The sequence below is a fragment of the Pseudomonas sp. B22129 genome (assembly GCF_044218875.1).
Classification (GTDB): domain Bacteria; phylum Pseudomonadota; class Gammaproteobacteria; order Pseudomonadales; family Pseudomonadaceae; genus Aquipseudomonas.
In genome coordinates, this window is the sequence record NZ_CP162592.1 from 4,369,044 (window position 1) to 4,394,864 (window position 25,821).

At 60.8% G+C, this 25,821-nt stretch carries 17 protein-coding genes; 15 read left to right on the top strand and 2 right to left on the bottom strand.

The window, feature by feature from the left end:
* The first annotated feature begins 68 nt into the window (after window positions 1–68).
* From AB4P94_RS20200 to AB4P94_RS20245, 10 genes are all read left to right on the top strand, one after another.
* Window positions 69–1,067 (top strand): alpha/beta fold hydrolase, encoded by a 999-nt coding sequence (locus AB4P94_RS20200; RefSeq protein WP_395607100.1) that lies wholly within the window; start codon window positions 69–71, stop codon window positions 1,065–1,067.
* Between the two features lie 317 nt (window positions 1,068–1,384).
* On the top strand, window positions 1,385–2,665 hold the full coding sequence (locus tag AB4P94_RS20205) for an alkane 1-monooxygenase (RefSeq protein WP_395607101.1): 1,281 nt from the start codon (window positions 1,385–1,387) through the stop codon (window positions 2,663–2,665).
* 134 nt (window positions 2,666–2,799) lie between these two features.
* Window positions 2,800–3,294 (top strand): alkane oxidation protein activator PraA, encoded by a 495-nt coding sequence (gene praA / locus AB4P94_RS20210; protein WP_395607102.1) that lies wholly within the window; start codon window positions 2,800–2,802, stop codon window positions 3,292–3,294.
* A gap of 135 nt (window positions 3,295–3,429) precedes the next feature.
* Window positions 3,430–3,933 (top strand): alkane oxidation protein activator PraB, encoded by a 504-nt coding sequence (gene praB, locus AB4P94_RS20215; RefSeq protein WP_395607103.1) that lies wholly within the window; start codon window positions 3,430–3,432, stop codon window positions 3,931–3,933.
* Between the two features lie 122 nt (window positions 3,934–4,055).
* The gene (locus tag AB4P94_RS20220) at window positions 4,056–5,507 is read left to right on the top strand and encodes an outer membrane protein transport protein (protein WP_395607104.1); all 1,452 of its coding nucleotides are present in this window, start codon (window positions 4,056–4,058) and stop codon (window positions 5,505–5,507) included.
* Between the two features lie 237 nt (window positions 5,508–5,744).
* Complete coding sequence (locus AB4P94_RS20225) at window positions 5,745–8,270, top strand: acyl-CoA dehydrogenase (protein WP_395607105.1); 2,526 nt, start codon at window positions 5,745–5,747, stop codon at window positions 8,268–8,270.
* A 144-nt stretch (window positions 8,271–8,414) separates the two neighbouring features.
* Complete coding sequence (locus tag AB4P94_RS20230) at window positions 8,415–9,758, top strand: 3-oxoacyl-ACP reductase (protein ID WP_395607106.1); 1,344 nt, start codon at window positions 8,415–8,417, stop codon at window positions 9,756–9,758.
* Window positions 9,759–9,761: 3 nt separating this feature from the next.
* Complete coding sequence (locus AB4P94_RS20235; RefSeq protein ID WP_395607107.1) at window positions 9,762–10,652, top strand: MaoC/PaaZ C-terminal domain-containing protein; 891 nt, start codon at window positions 9,762–9,764, stop codon at window positions 10,650–10,652.
* Window positions 10,649–11,947 (top strand): acetyl-CoA C-acetyltransferase, encoded by a 1,299-nt coding sequence (locus AB4P94_RS20240; protein ID WP_395607108.1) that lies wholly within the window; start codon window positions 10,649–10,651, stop codon window positions 11,945–11,947. The genes AB4P94_RS20235 and AB4P94_RS20240 overlap by 4 nt, the downstream gene beginning before the upstream one ends.
* 33 nt (window positions 11,948–11,980) lie before the next feature.
* Window positions 11,981–13,684, top strand: a complete 1,704-nt coding sequence (locus AB4P94_RS20245; protein ID WP_395607109.1) for an AMP-binding protein — start codon at window positions 11,981–11,983, stop codon at window positions 13,682–13,684.
* A 131-nt stretch (window positions 13,685–13,815) separates the two neighbouring features.
* On the opposite strand, the gene AB4P94_RS20250 is transcribed toward AB4P94_RS20245, so the two are convergent.
* Window positions 13,816–14,931 carry a Gfo/Idh/MocA family protein gene (locus tag AB4P94_RS20250; protein ID WP_395607110.1) on the bottom strand — a complete coding sequence of 372 codons (1,116 nt, stop codon included), beginning with the start codon at window positions 14,929–14,931 and terminating at the stop codon, window positions 13,816–13,818.
* Between the two features lie 312 nt (window positions 14,932–15,243).
* Between AB4P94_RS20250 and AB4P94_RS20255 the strand changes: the two genes are divergently transcribed.
* Window positions 15,244–16,281 carry a WD40/YVTN/BNR-like repeat-containing protein gene (locus AB4P94_RS20255; protein WP_395611366.1) on the top strand — a complete coding sequence of 346 codons (1,038 nt, stop codon included), beginning with the start codon at window positions 15,244–15,246 and terminating at the stop codon, window positions 16,279–16,281.
* An 18-nt stretch (window positions 16,282–16,299) separates the two neighbouring features.
* Window positions 16,300–18,675: an RND family transporter gene (locus tag AB4P94_RS20260; protein ID WP_395607111.1), complete on the top strand. Its 2,376-nt coding sequence runs from the start codon at window positions 16,300–16,302 to the stop codon at window positions 18,673–18,675.
* A 61-nt stretch (window positions 18,676–18,736) separates the two neighbouring features.
* Here AB4P94_RS20260 and AB4P94_RS20265 read toward each other — a convergent pair whose 3' ends face one another.
* Window positions 18,737–23,572, bottom strand: a complete 4,836-nt coding sequence (locus AB4P94_RS20265; RefSeq protein WP_395607112.1) for a dermonecrotic toxin domain-containing protein — start codon at window positions 23,570–23,572, stop codon at window positions 18,737–18,739.
* A 375-nt stretch (window positions 23,573–23,947) separates the two neighbouring features.
* Here AB4P94_RS20265 and AB4P94_RS20270 point away from each other — a divergent pair, with 375 nt between their 5' ends.
* From AB4P94_RS20270 to AB4P94_RS20280, 3 genes are all read left to right on the top strand, one after another.
* A complete protein-coding gene (locus AB4P94_RS20270; RefSeq protein ID WP_395607113.1) occupies window positions 23,948–24,238 on the top strand; it encodes a DUF5629 family protein in 291 nt (96 codons plus the stop codon).
* Window positions 24,225–25,400 carry a lactonase family protein gene (locus AB4P94_RS20275; RefSeq protein ID WP_395607114.1) on the top strand — a complete coding sequence of 392 codons (1,176 nt, stop codon included), beginning with the start codon at window positions 24,225–24,227 and terminating at the stop codon, window positions 25,398–25,400. The genes AB4P94_RS20270 and AB4P94_RS20275 overlap by 14 nt, the downstream gene beginning before the upstream one ends.
* Window positions 25,401–25,556: 156 nt before the next feature.
* Complete coding sequence (locus tag AB4P94_RS20280; RefSeq protein WP_395607115.1) at window positions 25,557–25,736, top strand: hypothetical protein; 180 nt, start codon at window positions 25,557–25,559, stop codon at window positions 25,734–25,736.
* The last annotated feature ends 85 nt before the right edge of the window (window positions 25,737–25,821 follow it).

The following is a 25,821-nucleotide window of genomic DNA, read 5'->3' on the forward strand; positions in this document are numbered from 1 at the left end:
GGACGTTGGCTGAGGCCTTGATCAATTCCGGTCGGGTCGCCAGCAGCAGGGAAGCAGAGGACCGAGCTATGGCTGTCGATTGGGTAGTCGCTGCGGGTGGGGTGGTGGTTGTCAGTGCCGTGCTGTGGGCCTTCAGTGCCCTGATGACAAGGCGCATTGAAACCACCGTTGCGATCAACGGGCGCTTCGTGGACGTAGAGGGCGAGCGCTTTCATTATGTGGAGGAAGGCAAGGGCCCACCGCTGGTCATGATCCATGGCCTGATGGGCAGCAGTCGCAACCTGACCTATGCCCTGTCCGGCCAATTAAGTGAGCGCTTTCGGGTGATCACCCTCGACCGTCCAGGCTCAGGCTATTCGACCCGGCATTCCGGGACAGCCGCTGACCTGCCGGGCCAGGCGCGGCAAATTGCCGGGTTCATCAAGACCCTGGACCTGGATAAACCCCTGGTGCTGGGGCATTCCCTGGGCGGAGCGATTGCCCTGTCGCTGGCGCTTGACCACCCTCACGCCGTGTCTGGGTTGATTCTGGTGGCGCCGCTGACCCACCCCCAACGCCTGCTGCCGCTGGTATTTCTGGCACTGGCGGTGCGCCCGGTGCTGTTGCGACGCTGGATGGCGCACACCTTGACCCTGCCCATTGGGCTGCTGACCAAAGGCGCGGTGGTGAAGGGCGTTTTTGCCCCGGACCCTGCGCCGGCAGACTTCGCCACGCGCGGCGGGGGCTTGCTCGGTATGCGCCCTGACAACTTCTACGCCGCCTCCACCGAGATCAACACAGTCAATGATCACCTGCCCGGCATGGTCAAGCGCTACCCGCAGTTGAGCTTGCCGATCGGGCTGATTTATGGCGCCCGTGACAAGGTGCTCGACTTCCAGAAACACGGCCAGGCCCTGGCCAGCAAGGTGCCGGGGTTGAAGCTGCAGGTGGTGGAAGGGCGCGGGCATATGTTGCCGATCACGGCGCCGGAGCGTGTGGCAGCGGTGGTCGAGCAGGTTGCCAAGCGTGTGCGGCTACCGGAAAGCGCCACGGTGTTGCATCCGACGTTTGCGTTGGCGAGTAAATAATTGTGCCATCCGACTCGCGGTTCAAGCCCGTCAACGCCTGCTTTAGACACCTGACCAAACGGCTGAAAAAGAGACTGTCCGGTCACGTAAAAAAGCCACCAAGAAAGTAGTTGACGACCTAACGATTCCGCGCTATTTATTTAAAAAATTATTTCAATGTCTTATTTGAAACAGTTTTTGCAGTGCCTAAGAGCGAATAAAATAATGAAAAAAACGTCTTTTATCGCATGGTTGATTTCTCGGGGCAGTCAGTGCTCCGTGAACCTGTTCAGCGCTTTTCACGTTTGCCTGCCGGCCCTCCGTGTGCGGAGGTTGCCATGAATCAGACTGTGGCGAGCGCAACGACCTGGACCGACGGCAAACGTCACCTGTGGTGGCTGGGCATCATGCCGCTGGCCACGCCTTTACTCTCTGGCGCACTGGCCATTTCTACCGGCGTACAACAACTGTGGTGGGTGGGGGTGCTGGTGATCTTCGGCCTGATCCCGTTGATCGACGGCTTGCTGGGCGAAGACGTCAGCAACCCGCCCGAGTCTGCCGTCAGCGGCCTTGAATCCCAAAGCTACTATCGCTGGATTGTGTATACCGGCGTGGTGTTTGTCATCTCGTCGGTGGTACTCACCGGCTGGCTCGCCGCGGGCGGTATCGACTGGATCATCAGCGGCGGCCTGCTCGACGCCACGGCCACTCTGGACCCCTCCAGCGGGTTGGCAAAAGCGGCAGCATTCATCACCGCGCGCACCGAGCTGCACGGCGCGGTGACCTGGTTCACCTACCTGGGCATGGCGATGTCTACCGGCGCGGCCACCGGGATTGCGATCAATACCGCCCACGAACTGGGGCACAAACCCAAACCGCTGGAAGTGTTCCTGGCCAAGGTTACGTTGGCACCAACCTTCTACGGGCACTTCTACACCGAACACAACCGTGGCCATCACGTACGCGTGGCCACCCCTGAAGATCCAGCCAGTTCGCGTCTCGGTGAGAGTTTCTGGGCGTTCCTGCCGCGCTCGGTGTGGTTCAGCGCACGTTCGGCCTGGAACCTGGAGCGTGAGCGCCTGCGCAAACTCGGCCTGCCGGCCTTGCACTGGAAGAACGCGGTGCTCAGTGCCTGGATGTACAGCGCAGTGTTGTGGGGCGCGATGATCCTGTGGCTGGGCGCGGCAGTGATTCCGTTCCTGATCATTCAGGGCATCTACGGCTTCTCGCTGTTGGAAGTGGTCAACTATGTAGAACACTACGGGCTTAAACGCCAGAAGTTGCCCAATGGTCGTTATGAACGTTGTTCGCCACGGCACTCGTGGAACAGTAACCGGATTGTGACCAACATCTTTCTGTTCCAACTTCAACGTCATTCCGACCACCACGCAAACCCGACACGCAGTTATCAATCATTGCGCCACTTTGATGAATCGCCGCAACTTCCCTACGGTTACGCGAGCATGATTGTCTGGGCCTATGTGCCGTACTTGTGGCGCCGCCGAATGGACCATCGGGTGCTCAATCATTATGCCGGGGATATTACCCTGGCCAATCTTCAGCCTTCACAGCGTTTGAAGTATTTGGAGAAGTACAGCAACAGTGCAAAACCGTTTTAACCTGAATTGAACCAGTGGGTGTTGGACGCGGGGTTTATACACCGCGCAGGTGTTCATCGCCCACGATTTACCGGTTGTATTGCAAGAAAGTTGTTTGACCCTACAACAATAATTTCAAGGGAAGGACGTACACCATGCAAAGCCCTGCCACGTTTACCGCCCATATTGTACTGGCCGCCCTCGGGCTGATTGTCTATCACCAGGCCCAGGCCGCCCGCATCGAGCCGGCGGGCAGCGTTTTCACGGCTCAGGGGCCGATCAGCTTCTCCAAAGGCGCGCTGATCAGCGCCGACTGCACCATTAAGGTGGCCGGCAAGGTGGCGGCGGATGGTGCGTCGGTGAATGTCGATAAAGTTGAGTTTGATGGCGGCCTTAAATGCAGCCGTGTCGAAGCCATTAACTTGCCGTGGGTATTGGTCGCCAAAGATACAAAAAGCGGTTCCATGTCCAAGATCAGTGTGGATGTTCACGCCTTTGGCCTGGGTGGAAAGTGCGGCCCCTCAACGGCCGATGGTACGTGGGACAATGCCACGGGCAAGTTGGAAGCTTCCAATGTGCCCATTGGCGAAGACTGCAAGATCAAGACGGTGTCGATCAAGATGCCGCCAAACTTCAAAGTTGTTGAGTAACCCACGCTCCGAATGTTGCAGCGGTAACTGAATTGAAATTTGGCTGGAAAGGGAAGTTCTGCAGTTTCACCGTGACCTCTCGATCATGGCCATTACCCCTGGCGAAAGACTCGCCATAACATGTGAGGAAAAACAATGAAAAGCTTGAAAACTCTCGTGTCGTTGACTGCTCTGGCTGTTTGCATGGGTGCTGCTTCGATGGCCAGCGCGGCGTCGATCAGCCCGGAAGGTCCTTTCACCACCACCGCAGGCTCCATCGTCGTGCAGTCACCGTCTTCTTTCGGGGGCTCTGTGACCTGTGGCATTACTTTCAGCGGTGTGGTCAGTGGTGGCGTCGCCACTATCAATAACGCGGCACTGACCGGTGGCGGCCTGTGCGGTCTGCCGACCCTGAAAAGCATCCCGTCGCCAGGCTGGAAGCTGACCGCTCTGTCCGGCACCACCGGCCAGGTTGAAAACGTTGGCTACACCATCAAGAAAACCATCGTGATTCCAGCCACTGATTGCGGCCCGTCCACCATCAGTGTGGTCTGGAACGCTGCAGCTCACACCCTGACGGCCTCCAACCAGGCACTGAGCGGCGGTTGCAACATTGTTTCGCTGACCACCACTGCCGCCGGCCTGACCGTTAACCCATAACGCTGTCCTGCAGAACCCGGGGTTGATCACCCGTTGAAAGGCCGGCGCCTCGCCAGAGGTGCCGGCTGACGTGGAAAGCCGGCCATGTAATGCCGGACGCGCATAATAATAAGGAGTGCCGCATGATCACTAAGAAACAACAGGCTAAAACACTGCTGGGGCTGGCGATACTGGGGGGGTTGATGACGACCGCGCCGGTGCAGGCAGGTGGCTTCTCCACGCCGACTTACGGCGCCCCTGGCTGGGGCCGGGCGTTCGGTGGCGGTTCTCTGTTCAAGAACGACCCAAGTTCTGCCTTCAACAACCCGGCGGCCATGGCGTTTGTTGACCAATCCGTGGTGCAACAGACCGTCGACTATGCCCGCGTCAAAATCAAATACAGCGGCCAGGCTTACGATTACCAGGGCAACCCGGTGACCAACACCGCAGTGATGCCCGATGGCAGCTTTGATCCAAGCACGGCCACCGTCAATAACAACGATGGCGGCCAAGGTGGTTTTACCGCGTGGCTGCCTACCGGCTTTCTGGTGATCCCGATGGGCGACCGCTTTGCCTTTGGCCTGTCTCAGGTTGTGCCACAAGGCATGCGCACCACGTGGGATGAAAACTCCAAGGTTCGCGATTTCGCCGTCGATACCAAAATTGAAACCGTCGGCCTGACGGGCTCCTTGTCCTTCAAGGTACGCGACGACTTCTCCATCGGCGGTGGCGTGATCGTTCAACGCAGCCAAGGCTTCGTCAGCCAGAACATTGACCTGTTCTCGGCGGCGTCGGTCTCGCCTGGCTTGAGCAACGGCGCATTTCCGCCCGGCGTCGGCACCGCGTTGATGCGCGTCAAGGTCGACAATATTTCCACCGGCTGGTTTACCGGCGTTGTCTGGAAGCCGACTGACAAGGATTCTCTGGGCGTGAACTACCACGCCAAAATCAAAAACAAGATGACCGGCAAGTACAACATCCGGGCTGATGCACTGAACACCGGCTTGATGACGGACGACACGATCTTCGGTAACGGCAAAACCCTGGTTGAAACCGCATACCCGGGGCTGAAGTTGTTCCCGAACGGCGCACATGCCAGCACTCAACTGGATATTCCTGCGACCGCCGCGTTCGACTGGGTGCACCAATTCAATGATCGTTGGACCCTGGGCGTCAGCGCCATGTGGACCCAGTGGTCGTCCTTCAAGGACCTGACGCTCAAGTCCCAGGGCTCGACGATTGTTGCCATTCCCTACAACTACAAGGACGCGTGGATGTACTCGCTCGGGGGCGACTTCAAAGCCACCGATGAGCTGACCCTGCGCGCCGGTGTGGCCTATGACCAAACCCCTACTCGTAACTCGACGCGCGACCCGCGCATCCCGGACGGCGACCGTTATTTTGCCTCGCTGGGTGCCGGTTACGACATCAAGGCCATTCCCGGCCTGACGCTGGACGCCGCGTATTCGCACCAGTTTGTGGAGAAGGTCAACATCAAGACCCAGAACGTTGATCGCCTGGGCGGCGGTCGGCTCGACGGCACGGCCGAGTCTTCAGGCGACATTGTCAGCCTGTCGGCCACTTACAAGTTCTAGTACCACAAGGGCAGGAGGCACCTGGCGCATCTGGGTGCCTGCTGCCTGACCTTCCTCCAAATACGTAACAAACAGGCTGACGGGTTCATGCCTTATTTTTTTTGCCTACTCATTAAATAAAAATTTCAAAACAAAATTTGAATATTCGCTTTCAAGTTTGTAGTGTGGTTTTACGCCGCAGGTCATTCCGGCTTGTCCTGGCGTGTGCCGTACCCTGAATCGAGTCGAGGTATCCCCATGGTTATCTGGTTATTGGCGGGTTTTGCAGCAGCGATTGCCCTGGCGTATCGGCAAGCGGCTGCGGCCCTTTGGTTGGCAGCGGGTGTGATCTGGTTGGCGGTGGGTTACCTGTTCAACGTGGTCGCCGGGTCCGGCGCCACCGTCGCTGCGGTCCTGGTGGTGTTGCCCGCGCTGTTGCTGGCGATCAAACCGCTGCGCCGCACGCTGTTGAGCAGCAAGGCACTGGCGCTGTTTCGCACCATCATGCCCGCGATGTCCGACACCGAGCGCGCCGCCATCGAGTCCGGCACCGTGTGGTGGGATGCCGAGCTGTTCAGCGGCAAGCCCGACTGGCAACGCCTGCTGCAAGCCGCGCCGGCCAGCCTGAGTGCCGAAGAACAAGCCTTCCTCGACAACGAAGTCGAAACCCTGTGCGATATCGCCAATGACTGGGAAACCACCCAGGTCTGGCAGGACATGTCCCCCGAAGGCTGGCAGTACACCAAGGACGCCGGGTTCCTCGGCATGATCATTCCCAAACAATACGGCGGCAAAGGGTTCTCCCATTACGCGCATTCGCAAGTGGTGATGAAACTGTCGACACGCTGCTCGGCGGCGGCCATTTCGGTGATGGTGCCCAATTCCCTCGGCCCGGCGGAACTGTTGCTGCACTACGGCACCGACGCCCAGCGCAACTACTACCTGCCACGCCTGGCGCGCGGCGAAGACATCCCGTGTTTTGCGCTGACCAGCCCGTATGCGGGCTCCGATGCCGGGGCGATCCCGGACCTGGGCATCGTGTGCAAGGGCGTGCATGAAGGTGAAGAAGTGCTCGGTTTCAAGGTGACCTGGGACAAGCGCTACATCACCCTCGGGCCGATTGCCACGGTGCTCGGCCTGGCGTTTCGCGCCGAAGACCCCGAGGGTTTGCTCGACGCCCCGGGTTCCCTTGGCATTACCTGTGCGTTGATCCCGACCTCGCACCCCGGTGTCAACAGCGGCCGCCGCCACTGGCCGTTGAATGCCGTGTTCCAGAACGGCCCAACCACCGGCAAGGATGTCTTCATTCCGCTGGAATGGGTCATCGGCGGCCGCGAACAGGTCGGCAACGGCTGGCGCATGCTGATGGAATGTCTGGCAGCGGGGCGCGCAATTTCCCTGCCGTCAGCCAACGTCGGCCTGGGCAAAGTCGCCGTGCGCGGCACCACGGCTTATGCGGCGATGCGCAAACAGTTCGGCCTGCCCATTGGCAAGTTCGAGGGCGTGCAGGCGCCGTTGGCGCGCATGGCCGGGCATTTGTACGCCTGCGACGCGGTGCGCAAGGTCTCGGTCGCGTCGCTGGACGCCGGCGAAAAACCTTCGGTGATTTCGGCCATCGCCAAGTACCACGTCACCGAACGCGCGCGGATGATCGTCAACGACGGCATGGACATCGTTGCCGGCAAAGGCATCTGCATGGGCCCCAATAACTTCCTGGCCCGCGCCTATCAGCAAAGCCCGATTGCCATCACGGTAGAGGGGGCCAACATCATGACCCGCTGCCTGATCATCTTTGGCCAGGGGCTGATTCGCTGCCATCCCTATGTGTTTCGCGAGATGGAAGCGGCGCGCGACCCGGATCGGCGCAAAGCCCTGGAAGCGTTCGACAGCGCGATGTTCGGCCATGTGAGTTTTGTGTTGGCCAACACCGTACGCGCGGCGGTGCATGCTCTGACGGGAGGGCGGCTGATTTCCGTACCGGCCAGGACTGACTCGGCGCTGGCGTCCTACTACCGCCAGGCCAATCGTCTGTCGGTGGTGCTGGCGCTGATCTCGGACGTGTCCATGGGCGTGCTGGGTGGCGCCCTCAAGCGCAAGGAAAGTATCACCGGGCGGCTGGGGGATATTCTGTCGCAGCTCTACATCCTGTCCTGCGTGCTCAAGCGTTTTGAAGATGACGGCCGGCCCCAGGCGGACCTGCCGCTGGTGCACTGGTCGGCCCAGGACGCCTTGCTGCGTGCCCATGAAGCCCTGGCTGAAGTGCTCGATAACTACCCTTCGAAAGCCGCGGCGGCCGTGGTGCGCGGCTTGAGCTTCCCGTTCGGCATTCCACTGCACAAACCCTCGGACCGGCTGTTGGCGCAGGTGGCGGACGTGGTGCAGACGCCGGGAGAAACCCGCGACCGTTTGCTGGCCAATTCCTACATTCCGCGCCCGGAAATCGACAAACTGGCTTACGGCGAACTGGGCTTCCGTTTGTTACCGCAAGTGGAACTGATCGACACGCGGCTCAAGCCTGCGATCAAGAGAGGCCTGATCGAGCCGATGCCGGTTTCCGCCACGGCCTTCACCGGCTGGCGCGTCAAGGCGCGGGCGCTGGACCTGATCAGCGACGACGAAGACACCTTGCTCGGCCGCTATGTGGAATACGCCGACCACGGCATCCAGGTCGATGACTTCCCGCAGGACTTTGGCTTGCTGGAGGCCCTGCAGCAGCGCAAACAGGCGTTGGAGCCGACGGCGAAACGTCGTTCGCCCCAAAGCGAAAACGCCTCGGTCAATTGAGTTGCATTGAATGAACGCGGTCAGTGTGGGAGCTGGCTTGCCTGCGATGGCGGTGTATCAGTCACCGCCGCCATCGCAGGCAAGCCAGCTCCCACAGTTGATCGGGTTTACAAAGCAAGGCTGTGTTGTGAGTGAGTTTCTACTATGAGTGACAGCTACCTTTCCTTCGTCAATTCCCCTTGGGGCCGTCGCCTGGCCCAGGCCATTGGCCTGCCGCAACCATTGCCGTTGCAACGCCATCGCAGCGGCCAAACAGGGCTGGCCAATCCGGTGATCGTCGCCGGGGCAGGGCGCCTCGTCGCGCAGGTGCAACAGGTTTTCAGCGCCACCGACACCGTCACCGCGACGCCTGCAACCCTCAAGGCACCGTCCACGGTCAAGGTGCAGGGCGCGGTGTTCGACGCCAGTGGCGTGGTCGACCTGCAACAACTCGACGAGCTGTATGTGTTCTTCCACGCCAACGCCAAACGCCTCGGCCACCACGGCCGCGTGGTGGTACTCGGCACTGCGCCCGAACAGTGTAAAGACTTGCCCCAAGCCATTGCCCAACGTGCCCTCGAAGGCCTGGTGCGTTCGCTGGCCAAAGAGTTGCGCCGGGCCATCACCGTGCAATTGATCTACGTGGCGCCGGGTGCCGAAGATGCGCTGGACAGCAGCCTGCGGTTCTTCCTGTCGCGCCGTTCGGCCTATGTGTCCGGGCAGGTGGTGCGCCTGGAGAAACCCGTGGACGGGCAGCCCGCTTTCAACTGGGACAACCCCTTCGCCGGTCGCCGCGCGCTGGTCACCGGTGCATCCCGTGGCATCGGCCTGGCGATTGCCCAGGTGTTGGCGCGCGACGGCGCCCATGTGGTGTGCGTGGACGTTCCCCAGGCGCAGGACGCCTTGCAGCAAGCCGCAACAAGCACAGGCGGCTCGGCGCTGCCGCTGGACATCACCGCTGCCGACGCGGCCTCGCTGCTGCTGGCCCATGCCAGCCAATACGGCGCCTTTGATGTGGTGGTGCACAACGCCGGAATTACCCGCGACAAAACCATCGCCAAGATGACCGAAGCGGCTTGGCGCGACGTGTTGGCGGTGAACCTGCAAGCACCGTTACAACTCAGTACTGCATTGCTCGAGGGGCAGGCGGTCAAGCCGGGCGGGCGGATTGTGTGCGTGTCGTCGATTTCCGGCATCGCCGGTAACCTTGGGCAAAGCAACTATGCGACGTCCAAGGCCGGCGTGATCGGTTTGGTACAGGGCCTGGCACCGCGCGCGGCGGCGCAGCACGTCACGGTCAATGGCGTGGCGCCGGGGTTTATCGAAACCGGGATGACCGCGAAAATCCCGCTGATGATCCGCGAGGCCGGGCGGCGCATGAACTCCTTGTCCCAAGGCGGCCAGCCTGTCGACGTGGCCGAGACCATTGCCTGGCTGGCACACCCGGCGTCCGGCGGGGTCAACGGCCAAGTCGTACGTGTGTGCGGCCAAAGCCTGCTGGGAGCCTGAGCCATGGACTACGTGACGCAGATCATCGACCCACCGCCGTCGCGCACGAAGCTGCTGCTGGACGGCCTGCGTGCCCTGCGCAAACCCGCGTTCGACGGTGCGCCGCAACTGCCGGCAGAGCATCTGGTGCGTTCCGCCGTGCCCTTGTCCGCCAGTGGCATCGCAGCCTACGGCCGTGCCTGCGGGTTTCGCCACGAGCAGGGCGTGCCGCTGTCTTACCCGCACGTGCTGGCGTTTCCCTTGCACTTGATGCTGCTGACCCGGCCGAGCTTTCCCTACCCGGCCAGCGGCATGGTGCATTTGGCCAATCGCATTCGCCAGCACCAGCGGCTGGCGCCAGGCCAGGCCCTGCGCCTGGAAGTGTTTTGCGAGCGTTGGGTTGCCCACCCCAAGGGCCAGGCGTTGAGCATTGCCACGCGGGCTTACAGTGCCGGGGATCTGGTGTGGGAAAGCGACAGCCTCTACCTGCGTCGGGGCGTCAACAATCCCACCGGTGAAACATGGAATGACGCATTGCCCTTGCAGGAGGACGGCCTGCTAAAGACCCAGCGCTGGGTGCTGCCGGCCGATCTTGGTCGGCGCTTTGCCAGGGTGTCGGGGGATTTCAACCCGATTCACACCTCGGTAATCGGCGCGAAACTCTTCGGCTTTCGCCGTGCCATCGCCCACGGCATGTGGACCCTGGGCCGCGCGCTGGCCGCCCAGCAACCGCCCGGTGGCCTGGATACTGCCGAGGCCCATTGCGACTTCAAGCTGCCGATTTTTCTGCCCGGCCAGGTCGCCCTGTGGAGCCACCCGGTGACCGGCCCGCGCCGTGAATTCGAAGTGCGCAATGTCGCGGGTGACCAACCGCATATGCGCGGCCTGTTTGTCTGGAATGAGAACCGTCGATGAGTGACTACAGTTTCAACCCGGCCCCGACCCGCCGCGTCGCGATCGTCGGCGGCAACCGCATTCCCTTTGCCCGCTCCAACACGGTGTACGCCCACGACAGCAACCAGGATTTGCTGGTGGCCGCGTTGCAGGGCCTGATTGACCGTTACAACTTGCATGGCCAGCGCCTGGGCGAGTTTGCGGCGGGGGCGGTGATCAAGCACTCGCGGGATTTCAACCTGGCGCGCGAGGCGCTGCTCTCGACCACCTTGTCTGCAGACACGCCGGCTTACGACGTACAGCAGGCTTGCGGCACGGGCCTTGAAGCCGCGTTACTGGTGGCGAACAAAATCGCCCTCGGCCAGATCGAAGTCGGCATCGCCGGGGGGGCCGATACCACCTCCGATGCGCCCATCGGCATCAACGAATCCTTGCGCCACACCTTGCTCGCGGCCAATCGCGCCAAAGGCATGGGGGCAAAGTTGCAGGCCTTGCTGAAAGTACGCCCGTCGATGTTTTTCAAACCCTTGCTGCCGCGCAATGGCGAGCCGCGCACGGGGTTGTCCATGGGCGAGCACTGTGAAGAAATGGCCAAGCGCTGGCAGATCCGGCGCCTGGCCCAGGACGAACTGACCTTCACCAGCCACAAGCGCCTGGACGCGGCCTACAAGCGCGGGTTCTTTGACGACTTGATCAGCCCCCATCGCGGCCTCTCCCGGGACAACAACCTGCGCGGCGATGCGAGCCTGGAAAAACTCGCGGGCCTGTCGCCTGCCTATGACCGACAGAACGGCACGCTCACGGCGGGCAATTCCACCCCCCTGACCGACGGCGCCTCAGTGGTGCTGCTGGCGAGCGAAGCTTGGGCTGCCGAGCATGGCTGGCCGGTGCTGGCATACCTGCGTACGGGCGAGACGACGGCGGTGAACTTTGTCGACGGCACCGAGGGTTTGCTGATGGCGCCGGCCTACGCCGTACCGCGCATGCTCAAGCGCGAGGGCCTGAGTTTTGCCGACTTTGACTTCTTTGAAATTCACGAAGCCTTCGCAGCCCAGGTGTTGTGCACGCTCAAGGCCTGGGAAGACGCCGATTATTGCCGTGAGCGTCTAGGCTTGGAGGCGCCGCTAGGCAGCATCGACCGCGCGAAAATGAACGTCAACGGCGGCTCCCTGGGGTGTGGTCATCCCTTTGCCGCCACCGGAGGGCGGCAATTGGCGGCGCTGGCCAAAATGATCCACGAAAACGGCGGCGGGCGCGGGCTGATTTCGATTTGTGCGGCGGGCGGCCTGGGCATTACTGCCATCGTCGAAAAGTAACGTGATCAAAACAATAACAACAAGGAGACTGCCATGAACGCTGTAAGCCTGGAACACACCGAACGGGTCTGGTTGAACGCTTACCTGCCGGGCGTGCCGGCAGACATTGAGGCCGGGATCGAGGCGTACCCGTCGCTGCGCGAGGTGTTCCTGGAGCACCTGGAGAAATTCCGCGCGCGGGTCGCCTACGTCAGCATCGGCACTGAGATGACTTACGCCGACTGGCAGGTGCAAGGCGTCGCGTTTGCCGCGTGGTTGCAGGGCCAGGGCGTAAAGAAAGGCGACCGTGTGGCGCTGATGATGCCCAATTGCTTGCAGTATCCCATCTGCCTGCTCGGCACGATTCTGGCCGGTGCGGTGGTGGTCAACGTCAACCCGCTGTACACCTCCCACGAGCTCAAACATTTGCTCAAGGACAGCGGAGCCGAAACCGTGGTCATCTTCGAAAACTTCGCCCACACCCTGGAAAAAGTCATTGACGGCAGCAGCGTGAAGCGCGTGGTTGTGGCGGCCATCGGTGATCTGCTGGGCACTTTCAAAGGCGCAGCGATGAACTTCATCCTGCGCCGCGTGCAAAAACAGGTACCCGCCTTCAACCTGCGCGGGTCGCTGCGTTTCAACCAGGCGCTCAAGCAAGGGCGTGCGTTGAACCACTTTCCAGTGGCCATGGCCCTCGATGACCTGGCCTTCCTGCAATACACCGGCGGCACGACCGGCGACGCCAAGGGGGTGATGCTCAGCCATCGCAACATCATCGCCAACCTGCTGCAGGCCAAGGCGTGGGTGGGCGACCAGCTGGACCAGGACAAACAGGAAACCAACGTCACCTTGTTGCCGCTGTATCACATCTTTTCCCTGACGGTGAACTGCCTGATGTTCATGTGCCTGGGCGGGCGCAACATCCTGATCGCCAACCCGCGCGACGTGAAACGCGTGCAGATGATCCTGCGCAAGGAGCGCTTCAATGGGATCGCCGGGGTGAATACCCTGTTCAACGGCTTGCTGGAGAACAAGGAATTCTGCGCGCGGGACTTTTCCGACCTGCGCATGGTGATTGCCGGCGGCATGGCCACGCACACGGCGGTGGCCAAACGCTGGAAGGAAGTCACCGGGCTGCCGATCATCGAAGGTTACGGGCTGACCGAGTGCTCACCGGTGGTGAGCATCAGCCCTATCGACATCGCGCGCATGCGTGAGATGGAGTTCACCGGCAGCATCGGTGTGCCGTTACCGTCGACCTGGGTGCGCTTTATTCGTGAGGACGGCCAGTTGGCCGACATTGGCGAACAGGGCGAACTGCAAGTACGCGGCCCGCAGGTCATGCAGGGTTACTGGAAGCGCCCCAAGGAGACGGCCGAAGTGCTGGACCGCGATGGCTGGCTGTCGACCGGTGATATCGGTGTGATGGATGAGCGCGGCTATATCCGCCTGGTGGACCGCAAGAAGGACATGATCCTGGTCTCGGGTTTCAACGTGTACCCCAATGAAATCGAGGACGTGGTGGCGTTGCACCCCGGCGTGGGCGAAGTGGCGGCGATTGGCGTGGAAGATGGTGTGACCGGGGAGAAGGTCAAGATCATTGTGGTACGCAAAGATCCGAACCTGACGCAGGAGCAGCTTCTGGCCCATTGCCGGGAGTACCTGACGGGGTACAAGGTGCCCAAGTATGTGGAGTTTCGTACCCTTGAGCTGCCCAAGACCACGGTGGGCAAAGTGCTGCGGCGGGCGCTGCGCTAATTTGAATGTGTCGATGCCCTGAATGTGGGAGCGGGCTTGCTCGCGAATGCGGTGAGTCAGTCAATGAATTTACTGACTGATACACCGCATTCGCGAGCAAGCCCGCTCCCACAGGGGTTCAGTGTTGGGGGTTAGACAGAGTCCACTTGGACCCAGCGCTCTTCTCTGGCCGCCACTCGAATCGCCGTCGCCAACCGCTCCACCGCCCACGCGGCCTCAAAGTCAGTGCCATCCGCGCCCTGGCCGGCCAGCGCCATGATCAACTCCTGCACCTCCAGCGTCTTCAACTCGTTGTACCCCAGTTGATGCCCCGCCGCCGGGCTGAACGCCGCATAACCGGGCAGGGCGGGGCCGGCCAGCAGGCGCTGGAAACCGTCCTGGCCGACGCGGCACACACGCAGTTCATTCAAGCGCTCCTGGTCGAACGCTAAAGTGCCTTGGGTCCCGCTGATTTCAAAGCTCAAATGGTTTTTGTAGCCATGCTTGAGCCAACTGCTGCTCACCGTACCGCGCGCGCCATTGGCAAAACGCAGCAGGGCATGAACTTGGTCATCCACGGCGATGGATTTGAGGTCGCCGCTACCTTTGATGGCGGGGCGCCGAGCATGCACGGTCTGGGTGTCGGCGCACACGCTGGCCACATCCCCGACCAGGTAGCGCGCCATCGAGAGTAAATGGCTGCCCAAGTCCGCCAGCGCGCCGCCGGCATGCTCCACTTCACAACGCCACGACCAGGGTGAAGCCGGGTCGGCCATGAAGTCTTCGCTGAACTCGCCCTGGAAACTGATGATTTCACCCAGTTCACCGCTGGCAATCATCTGCCGCGCAAGCGTGATCATCGGGTTGTGCTGGTAGTTGTAACCCACCCGCGTCACCACCCCGGCAGCACTAGCGGCGCGGCGCATGGCGTCGGCTTGTTCCAGGCTGACCGCCAGAGGCTTTTCGCAATACACCGCCTTGCCCGCCGCAATCGCCGCCATGGCCATGGGGTAATGCAGGTGGTTAGGTGTGGTGATGGCCACGACATCGACCTCTGGGTCATCTATCAGGGCCTGCCAATCGCCATGAGCCCTGGCAAAGCCCCAGGCCGTGGCGCAGCGCTGGGCGCGTTCGGTGTCGGCATCGGCCAGGGCTGCGAGCTTGAGGGTCACCGGCAGTTCGAACACCGCCCGGGCGTTATTGAATGCCAGCGCGTGGGCGCGCCCCATGAAGCCTGTGCCGATCAAGCCGATTCCGAGTTCACGCATCGCCGTGGTCCTTTGGATTATTGTTTTCAGGAAGTATATTAATGGAATAAATATTCTCTAATTTCAATAGATGGAACAAAAATTCATTTGTTCGCAGGGCAATCACCCAAGTGAATGCGACGACATTCAGGCGCTGACGAAAGACCTTCAGTTAACAAAAGATAACGTAGCGCCGATTGTCAGACGATTCGAAAGCCCGATAGGATGGCCCCTGCTTCCTTCAGGCGCTCTAGGTTGCAGGTTTCAGAGCCCGGGAAGGCAAGACGACCTAACAATAATAAATCGGGAGAAAGGTCTATGAGTGAGCCTGTCATGGGTTGGGGTGTTTGCCGCCCGCGCGCCGCACGCAAGGTTGCGTTGCTGGCCACAGCGCTCTCGCTGTTGGCAACTGCCGTGTTGGCGACACCCGTACTGGCAGCCAGCGACACCAGCGCAACGCCAGCGTTTGCGATTGAGTCTCCCAAGGCCGCCAAAGGCCTGATGATCGATGTGGTCCATGCCGGCAAGCGCCTGGTGGCGGTCGGCGACCGCGGGCACATCCTCTATTCCGATGACCAGGGCAGCACCTGGACCCAAGCCAAAGTCCCCACCCGCCAATTGCTCACGGCGGTGTTTTTTGTCGACGACAAGCAGGGCTGGGCTGTGGGCCACGATGCGCAAATCCTTGCGAGCGCAGACGGCGGTGCCACCTGGACCCAGCAATTTCAAGACCTCAAGCGCGAAGCGCCGTTGCTCGACGTCTGGTTCAAGGACGCCGAACACGGCCTGGCCGTGGGGGCCTACGGTGCGCTGATCGAGACGAACGACGGCGGCAAAACCTGGAGCGACGTCAGCGACCGACTCGACAACGAAGACCAGTTTCACCTCAACGCCATTGCCCATATCAAGGATGCCGGCCTGTTTATCGTGGGTGAGCAGGGCAGCATGTTCCGCTCCAGCGACGACGGCCAGACCTGGGAAAAACTCGAAGGCCCTTATGAGGGCTCACTGTTTGGTGTCATCAGCACGGCGCAGCCGCAAACGCTGCTGGCCTATGGTTTGCGCGGCAATCTTTACCGGTCCACGGATTTTGGCACCACCTGGGAGCAGGTTGAGTTGAATGCAGCGCGGGGGGCGCTGGAGTTTGGCTTGTCGGGCGCGACCTTGCTGGAGGACGGTTCGATTGTCGTCGTCGGCAATGGTGGCAGCGTGGTGGTCAGCCACGACGACGGCCAGACGTTCAGCGTCTTCAACCGCCCGGACCGTATTTCGCTTTCTTCCGTCACGGCGGCAGGTAACGGCAACTTGATTCTGGCCGGGCAGGGCGGTGTTCGTGTCGCCACGCCAGCCGGTGCTGAGCTCTCAAAATAATAAGAAGGCGGGGTTTCAATGAGCAGTCATCACAACGATAAAGCGACCTTTCTTGAGCGCCTGATCTTCAACAACCGCCCGGCAGTGATCGTCATCTGCCTGTTGGTGAGTATTTTCCTGTTCTGGCAGGCGACGTTGATTCGCCCGTCCACCAGCTTTGAAAAAATGATCCCCCTCAAGCACCCCTTCATCGAGAAGATGATGGAGCACCGTAACGACCTGGCGAACCTGGGCAACACGGTGCGCATTTCGGTGGAGGCCAAGGACGGCGATATCTTCACGAAGGAATACATGGAGACGCTGCGTCAGATCAACGACGAGGTGTTCTACATTTCCGGCGTTGACCGCTCGGGCCTCAAATCGCTGTGGAGCCCCAGCGTACGCTGGACCGAAGTGACCGAAGAAGGCTTTGCCGGCGGCGAAGTGATCCCGCAGAGCTACAACGGCTCGCCGCAAAGCCTCGATCAATTGCGCAATAACGTACTCAAATCCGGCCAGGTCGGGCGTTTGGTGGCCAACGATTTCAAGTCGAGCATCGTCGATATCCCGCTGCTGGAGTCCTACCCGGACCCGCAGGATCAGGGCAAGTTGCTCGCCCTCGATTACCAGAAGTTTTCCCACGAGCTTGAAGACAAAATCCGCACCAAGTTCCAGGAACAGAACCCCAACGTACAGATTCACATCGTCGGTTTCGCCAAGAAAGTCGGTGACCTGATCGATGGTCTGATCATGGTGGTGCTGTTCTTCGGCGTGGCCTTTGGCATCACCCTGGTGTTGCTGCTGTGGTTCACCCACTGCCTGCGCAGCACCATCGCGGTATTGAGCACCACCCTGGTGGCGGTGGTCTGGCAGCTGGGGCTGATGCATGCCGCCGGCTTCGGGCTCGACCCGTACTCGATGCTGGTGCCGTTCCTGATCTTCGCCATCGGCATCTCCCACGGCGTGCAGAAAATCAACGGCATCGCCCTGCAATCCAGCGAGGCCGACAACGCGCTGACCGCCGCACGCCGCACCTTCCGCCAGCTGTTCCTGCCGGGCATGATCGCGATCCTCGCCGATGCCGTAGGCTTTATCACCCTGCTGATCATCGACATCGGCGTAATCCGCGAGCTGGCCATCGGTGCGTCCATCGGCGTGGCGGTGATCGTGTTTACCAACCTGATCCTGCTGCCTGTGGCGATTTCCTACGTTGGCATCAGTAAACGCGCTATCGCCAAGAGCAAGAAGGACGCAAACCGGGAGCATTCGTTCTGGCGCCTGCTGTCGAAGTTTGCCAGCCCCAAAGTCGCACCGGTTTCGATCTTTCTGGCGCTGATCGCCTTTGGCGGCGGCCTCTGGTACAGCCAGAACCTCAAGATCGGCGACCTCGACCAAGGCGCACCGGAACTGCGCCCGGACTCGCGCTACAACAAGGACAACAACTTCATCATCAGCAACTACTCCACCAGCTCTGACGTGCTGGTGGTGATGGTCAAGACCAAGGCTGAAGGTTGCTCGCGGTATGAAGCCATGGCGCCCATCGACCAGTTGATGTGGAAGATGCAGAACACCGAGGGCGTGCAATCGGCAATCTCGCTGGTGACCGTGTCCAAGCAGATGATCAAGGGCATGAACGAGGGCAACCTGAAATGGGAAACCCTGTCGCGCAACCCCGACGTGCTGAACAACTCCATCGCCCGTGCCGATGGCCTGTACAACAACAATTGCTCGTTGGCGCCGGTGCTGGTGTTCCTCAACGACCACAAGGCTGAAACCCTCGACCGCGCCGTGCATGCGGTGCAGGACTTCGCCAAGGAAAACAACAAGGACGGCCTGGAATTCATCCTGGCCGCCGGTAACGCCGGAATCGAGGCGGCTACCAACGAAGTCATCAAGGAATCGGAACTGACCATCCTGATTCTGGTGTATCTGTGCGTGGCGACTATGTGCATGATCACTTTTCGTTCATGGGCGGCGACCCTGTGCATCGTGCTGCCGCTGGTTCTCACTTCGGTGCTGGGCAACGCGCTGATGGCGTTCATGGGCATTGGCGTCAAGGTCGCGACCTTGCCGGTAGTGGCCCTGGGCGTAGGGATAGGCGTGGATTACGGCATCTACATCTACAGCCGCCTGGAAAGCTTCCTGCGTGCCGGGCTGCCGCTGCAAGAGGCCTATTACCAGACGCTCAAGTCGACCGGTAAAGCCGTGCTGTTCACCGGCCTGTGCCTGGCAATCGGCGTGTGCACCTGGATCTTCTCGGCGATCAAGTTCCAGGCGGATATGGGCCTGATGCTGACCTTCATGCTGCTGTGGAACATGTTCGGTGCACTGTGGCTGTTGCCGGCACTGGCAAGGTTCCTGATCAAACCGGAAAAACTGGCAGGGCAGAAAGGTAATTCGCTGTTTGCCCACTGAACCTGACGGGTCTGTTCAAGGAATGCAAAGGGGGAAGCCGGCCGGCTTCCCCCTTTGCTGTTTAGAGGTTGAGGAACAACTTCTGGTCCTGCGGCGGGCTGATTTTGGCGTGCACGATGCCGTTGATGCGCTTGTTGTCCCGGCCGGCCTGGGCTACAAGGTCTTTTCGCGTCAGGTAACGTTGCTCGGGCAGTTTCAGGTGCGCGGCACTGTATCCGTTACGCGGGGCGTTTAGGGTCGGGTAGTGGAAGTGCGCATACCACAAAACCTTCAGGCTGTTTTTCTCGCGCACCGCGTATTCAGTGAGAAAGTCCCCGCCCTTGAGTTGTTTGCCACGGTTGACCAGCCCGATATCCACACGGCCGTGGGTCCATAGATAGTCGACGTTTTCCGCGCGGGGTTCCTGGCGCAGGTAACCCTCACAGCGGTGCGTGATTGCCCGCTGGCGCATCTCTTTTGCAGCATTCTTCCACTGTGCCACCGATCCCGCTGTTGCGCTGCTATTGGCATGATTGACCTGGGCCAGCTGTGCAAGCTGTTCAAGACGTTCGGCCTGGTTCTCGAGCATGTCACTCCAGTCTCTGGGGTTGACGCTTTCGCGGCGAGCGGGGTCATCGAGTTTCTTTTTCTGGAACTCAATTGAACGCTCGATCGCAGCCTGACCCTCCATCAGTTTTTGCGCGTCACCGGACAAGGATGCCAGAGGCCTGGTTGAGGGTGGGGTGGTGGGTTTCTTCGGTTGCGCCTCGACGATCTGCGCCCATTCACCTTCAGTGGCGTGCCAGCTGTAACTGGTGACGGCCTGTCCGGTTTTCGGGTCAAGCACATCGATGATCGAAATATCCTGGCCGGGCTGTGACGGGCGCAAGGTGCCGACGAGGGTCTGTTTATCGCGGGTCTTGAAGACTTTTTTGTTTTGCGAGCGGCCGGGCCGCTCCTTGCGTACCGCCACCGTGGGCGGAAGGTGTTGTTCTTCGCGGATCAGGTCGGCCAGCTCGGATTGGGCCTGGGCAATGAACTGGCCGAGGCATTCGGTGTAACGCTCGCCATAATAGGGGCGCACACGTGCCGAGCCCATGTCCTGAAGGGCCTGGCTGATGCCCAGTTCGGCCTTGTATTGATCGATCAGGCTGCTGAGCACGGCGATACGCTCATCTGCGGTATAGCCTTCGTGCTCCTGTAACTCGATATGGGAGTTCGCGATGCTGTTGAGCTCCCCCCGGTTGAACCGCTGCATGAGGAATTCCTCCCCGGCAGAGTGGTTTTCAATGCTGCGGTCCATGCTTAATTCACGCAGGGTGCTCAGGCGCTCCAGCCTGGCGTACAGCGCCTGATTTTCCAGTGGCTGCTCGGTGCCCTTGATAAACGCTTCAGCCTGTTTTTTGCTCGCCGGGGAATCGTTTTTCCATTCATCGAGCAGCGCGGAATACGTGTCCGAGCGCCGTATCAGCCGCTCGAGGTTCTCAACCCGCTCACCCAGTGTTTGAATCATTTGCGCGTAGGCACCCGGCGCGTTCACCCGCGTCCTTTCGATCAGGTCAGGCAGCGGTTCACCGGTGCTGGCGTGGGTAAATTCGTCATCCACGTAAAGGTACTCGGTGTTCAACGAGCGCGAGATTTCGGCGATTTCCTTGTATTCCTCTGCGCGCTTTTCCTTGAAAACATTGAAGTCCATTGCCGGGGATGAAGGTGTGAGGGCCTTGATGGCGTCTTTGCGCAGTTTGATGAGCTGGTCAGCTTGCTGTTCGTAGAGCGTAACCCGGGTCCGGTGCATCGCTCTCAACAAGGTGTTTTGCGCCAGTTCCTTCTGGTACCGCTCGGCGAACTCATGGCCCCGCTCGGGATGGCTGGACAAGCCCCACAGGGTCTTGAGGGCTGTGTCGGACTTGTGCAATGAGCGCTCGGTCTCTACAAGGCGCTGGTCGGCGTCCTCCGTGGCAATCGCCGCAGGCTGTATCGCCACCATTTCATCGGCATACTTTTTTAACATCGTTTGGGTCACTTCGACATTTCGGTCGACAGTGGCTTTCATGCGGGCGCCGCCTCTGGGCATGCCACCCTTGAGTTTGGGTTTTGTATCAAACTGCCAAGCACCCCGGCTGTCGAGGGTCAGCGGTGGGCCGGTGCGGGATTTGTCTTGTTCGTCAATCACGAACACACCCTCCAGATCCCTTGCAACCTTGTACCAATGGCTGTCAATGCGGGCGAGCAGTTTGCCGCCGATTGAGTACAGGCCTTTTAACGGTCCGCTTGCGATGGGGGCTGCACGGCCAGCCGGGGCGGGCACAGCGAAGCTTTCGATATGGGCACGCTGTGTGGGTGTGAGCGCACGCGGGCTGGAAAAAGAAAAATCAAACGGCGCGGCCTTTGCGTCAAGCACGGTACTCGGCGCCGACTGATGGATCTGCGCCGGCTCGCGAGGGGCCACATCGGCGCCACGATGCAGCGGGATGTTGACGTCGGGATGTTCGGCAAAGGCGATGTCGCCGACATTGCGTTGTTTCACTGCTCCGGTGGTTGTGTGGCTCAGCAATGTCCCCACGTTGACCAGCAAATCAACCAGTGCGGCGGTAGGGTCGGGGTTGGTTGACTCACTCGCGTGCTGGATATCGTTGTCCACGCTGGCCAGTTGCACCAGCCAACCGGCCATTGCTCCGGGGCCTTGCAATACCGGCAACAGGGTGTTGAACAGCAGCCAGCCCAGCTCTTTATGGGACGCCCAACGGCTCTCGGCATCAGACGTGGATTGGTCCTTGGCGAGGTTGACCAGGCTGCGGGCATTGGCATTGAACAGGTGTTTCATCAGTTCGCCATTGTTCAAGTCCCGTGCCAGTACGTTGGCTGCGCTGAAGCCATCGACGGCCAGGGCGGTCGGCCCCGGCGTCTGGGGCGCATCGAATTCGTTGAACACGCTGTAATGGGCGATGTGGGGTGTATGAAAACCACCATTGCCATACACGGCGCGGGCTTTGGCGTCCGGTAACCAGGCCAGGACGCTTTGCTGCAACGGGCCGGGTTGTTGGATAGCAGCCAGCACGGCTGCGCGGCTGGCGAATTCCTGTAGTGGCGGCGCGAGTTGGGGGCGGTAGAGAATGTGCGGACCTTTTTGGGCGTCTTTCGGTTCGATCAGAAACATGTTTTCGACCACATCCGGCGTTGCTCCCGGTTTTCGCAGGAAGGCCAGCGGGCGTACGGTAATCTCCACGCCGCCGACCTGCCGGCTACCGGCGCCGGGCCGGGTGGCGGTTTCGACAAACTGCACGCCTTGCGCCGTCATACCGGCCTGGCCCTCGAGCCTCAGCTGCGTAGCCTGCATGGCGAGCTGGATGGGCACCTGTTCGATAAACAACGCCTGTCGCGCTCTGGATTGTGCGTTGTCACTGAGCAGGTGTTGTTCCAGCAACGCCGGATAGTTTTTGCCGATATCGACTTCGCTGATCAGGTCCTTGAGCTGTTGAGCCAGTTGCGGGTCGTTGACTGGCTGGCCGCGCAGGCGGATTTCCATCTGGCCCTTGGGCAGCCCGGCAAGGTTTTCCAGGGCCATCTGCACCAGGCTCATTTTTACCGGTTCGATGTAGCCACCGGCGAGTGTTCCCACGGCGACCTTGAACGTGATCTCCAGGTCTTTGGCGCGATAACCCTTGGCCGCCAACCGGGTATCGAGTTGTTGTTCGGCGTAGCTGCGAATGTCCGGAATATCCGTAAGGAACGTTCGGCCTTTATTGCGTTGCACGCTACTGGCGAGTGCCAGGGTGTGGCGCTGATACGCGAAGCGGTCCGCGTCGCCGGCACGGGTGAGCCAGGCCGGCATATTGCCGGCCATGGCTTGAAGTGTGGTGGTCGGTGGCTGCAGGGTGTCTGTGAACGCCGTCGCGGTGCTGCTGGCTTGGGCAAACAGCTGCTCCAGTTCGTCTACGTTGCTGCTGGTCGGCAGTTGTATGGCGTTCAGGTTTTGCAACTGCCCGTTGAGGAGGAGGGCGGCCTGCGTGTCGAACACCGGGCCGTCCAGCGCCACCCGCGCCCACGTCAACCGGTCGAATACAAAACGTTCGCTGAGCCGGCGCTCCCATGCAGTGGCAAACGCTTCCAGCGACTCATAGGGCGTGACCACGCCGGCTGCCGTGGCATGAAGCACCACTTGGCGGCCGTCGAGGTCGCGGGTGATCAGCAGGTCAGGGGCGAGGATCTTCGTGGTGGTATCACCTTTGGCCAGCGTTGAGTCCAGAACGTACACCTGGGCTGGCGAAGCACCGACAGCGCGTACGCGTTCAGCGGCGTCGGGGTAGCGTGTGACCTGATCGAGGGTTTGGCGTTGTGCGTCGTCCAGGCCGGGTTGCTGGATGCCGGCGATGCGCAGCGTGTCCTGCAGGGTGTCGCTGAGCCAGGACCAATGGCTGGCGGGCGGCCCGGCGTCGCGGGTTTGGGTGAAGGCGTTCTGGCCCCAGTATTGGCTGAGTGCCTCGGCAAAGCCGGCCTTCAGGTTGGGGCGCACGGAGCGGATCGCCAGTTCCACCGCCTGCATATCCAGCGGCAGGGTTTTGTGGCTGACGGGGTCGGTGATCTTCAGAAATCGGTAGCGGGCAGTATCCATCCACTTGCAGGGCAAGCCGTGGCGGTCAGAGAAGTCCAGCTCTGCACCGGATGCCAGGTGGTCTAGGGCCAGGTCCAGCAGCGGCTTTAAGTCATATTGCAACGGCTCGGCCTGGCTCGGCACTGCCAGCGAAGTGGTGGTGACATCAATATCGAGCGCCGGGTACTGCGCCTTGAGCGCTTCGGTCAAGAGCCCGGCCACCACCTGGCGTACTGTCGGGCGGCTGGCAAAGTGTGTCGCGACGGTCGAATCCGCAGTGCCGACAGGGGTGGGTGCGTTCAGCCGCTGTTCAATACCCCGTGACATTCGGGCCGCCTGGGGCGCTGAGGGGGATGGGGCTGAGAGCGTTGCCGGGGGCGTTTCGATAGCCGGGGGGGCAGGCAAGACCTGCGGGTGGACGGTGTAGGTGTAGGGCGTGTTTCTGACCGATAGCATGCAAGCGCTTCCTTAGCTTGATGGAGGGATACCGCAGAACGGAAAATACCTGCCGGTGTGACGGGCTGGGCGGGCAATGCGTTATCAACTGTTTCGCTGTGGTGCTGTTATTGGCGTGCGCGCCTTGAACAGCGCGGGGTTGAGCGGTCTGTTTCGAGGTGTTTGTTGCCTTGTTGCTGGCAAAAATGGCGCCCCATCGGAACGGCTGGGCTATGATTGGCGCTTTCCCGAAGATGATTGACTGCCATGACTGCCGACACCCTGACCTCCGTCCTTGCCACCAGCGACATGCTTGAAATCGATGGGCTGCACGCATTCGACTTCGAACTTGACGCAGAAAAGCTGCTGATCATCGCCATGGACGGCCGTGCTGAAAAACGCTGGAATTTCAGCCCGGCGCAGGTGCAGGCAGCCACCTTTGACGACACCTTGCAAAGCTGGACCCTTACCGGTGATTCGGGCGAGCACCGCCTGATCTGCCTGAGTGCTTTCACCGGCAACAATAACGACGAGGACGAAGCGGATGATGATGCGTAAATTCTGGCCCCTGCTGATGGCGGGCAGTGTCGGTGCGATGTCGGTGCAGGCTGCACCGGCAGACACTTATGAACTGCTGGTGGGCAGCTACACCGCCGGCACCAGCGAAGGGATCTACCGCCTGCAATTCGACAGCCGTACCGGCCAGTTCAGCGGCAAGCCGGTACTCGCGGCCAAGGCGGCCAACCCGTCGTGGCTGACGATTTCCAGGGATCGCAAACACCTGTTTGTCGTCAACGAAAACGGCCCGGGCCAGAAAGACCCGGTCGGCCGTGTCAGCAGCTACAGCATCGACCCACAGAACCATCAGCTCACCCTGATCAACCAGGTCCAAAGCCTGGGCAACGAGCCGACCCATTCCAGCGTGGCCGCCGATGGGCGCTACCTGTTCGTCGCCAACTACTCGGTCCTGGAAGATCCGGGCGGCAGCCTGGCGGTGTTGCCGGTGGACGCCAATGGCAAGCTGTCTGCTCCGGTGCAACTGAGCGCGCACCCGGCCAGCCGCGTGAACCCTGAGCGCCAGGCGTCCAACCATGTGCACTCGGTGGTGTCGTCGCCGGATGGCAAATACGTGTTTGTGCAGGACCTGGGGGCCGACAAGCTCTTTGCCTACCACTACGACCCAAAGGCCAATCCTGAACTGCCGTTGACCCCGGCCAACCCGGCGTCGGTGCAGCTGCCACCGGGCAGCGGCCCGCGTCATCTGCTGTTCAGTGCGGACGGCAAGCATGCGTGGCTGACCACCGAGATGAGTGCCCAGGTTGCGGTGTTCGATTACAACGACGGCAAGCTCAGCCAGACCCAACTGGTGGATTTCGCCGCCGGGCAACCGGTATCCGATAAGGCTGGCGCCGCGCTGCATGCGTCAAGCGATGGCAAATTCCTCTACGTGAGCAACCGTGGCACCGCCAACCAGATGCTGGTATTCAGCATCGACCCGGCCACCGCGCACCTGAAGGAGCTGCAACGCCGTTCCGTGGAAGGCGACCACCCGCGCGAGTTCAGCCTGGACCCGAGCGGCAAGTTTTTGTTGATCGCCAACCAGAAAAGCAACGAAATCGTAGTGGTCGAACGCGACCCCAAGACCGGCCTGCTGGGTAAAACCGTGCAGAAATTGGCGATTGATGCCCCCAGCGACCTCAAGTTCCTGGTGCGTCAATAAGCCACAGGCCCCGCCGTGCGGGGCCTGAGCCTTTCTATTAATTCTATTAATAGCGGCTACTGTTTCAAAGCATTTCTAAGGTTCAGCCCCCGGGCGTAAGTTTGGTTCCAAGGCCTTCCCCGGCCACCTAACCAAACGAACACAAGGGTTACCGACATGAACTTGAACCTCTTCTCCATCATCGCCGCTTCTGCTGTTTCCGCCACCGTAGCCCTGCCTGCTGCCGCCAGCGTTGAAGTGTCCGGTAAAAAATCCAGCACCAGTGCCTACACCCAGAAGTACCTGCAACAAAGCGCCAACTTCTACGCCGCGCTGGATCACAAAGCCCAGCAGTGAGCTTCATTCCACACAGATCAAATGTGGGAGCGGGCTTGCTCGCGAATGCGGTAGGTCAGTCGATACCTGTGTTAACTGACACGGC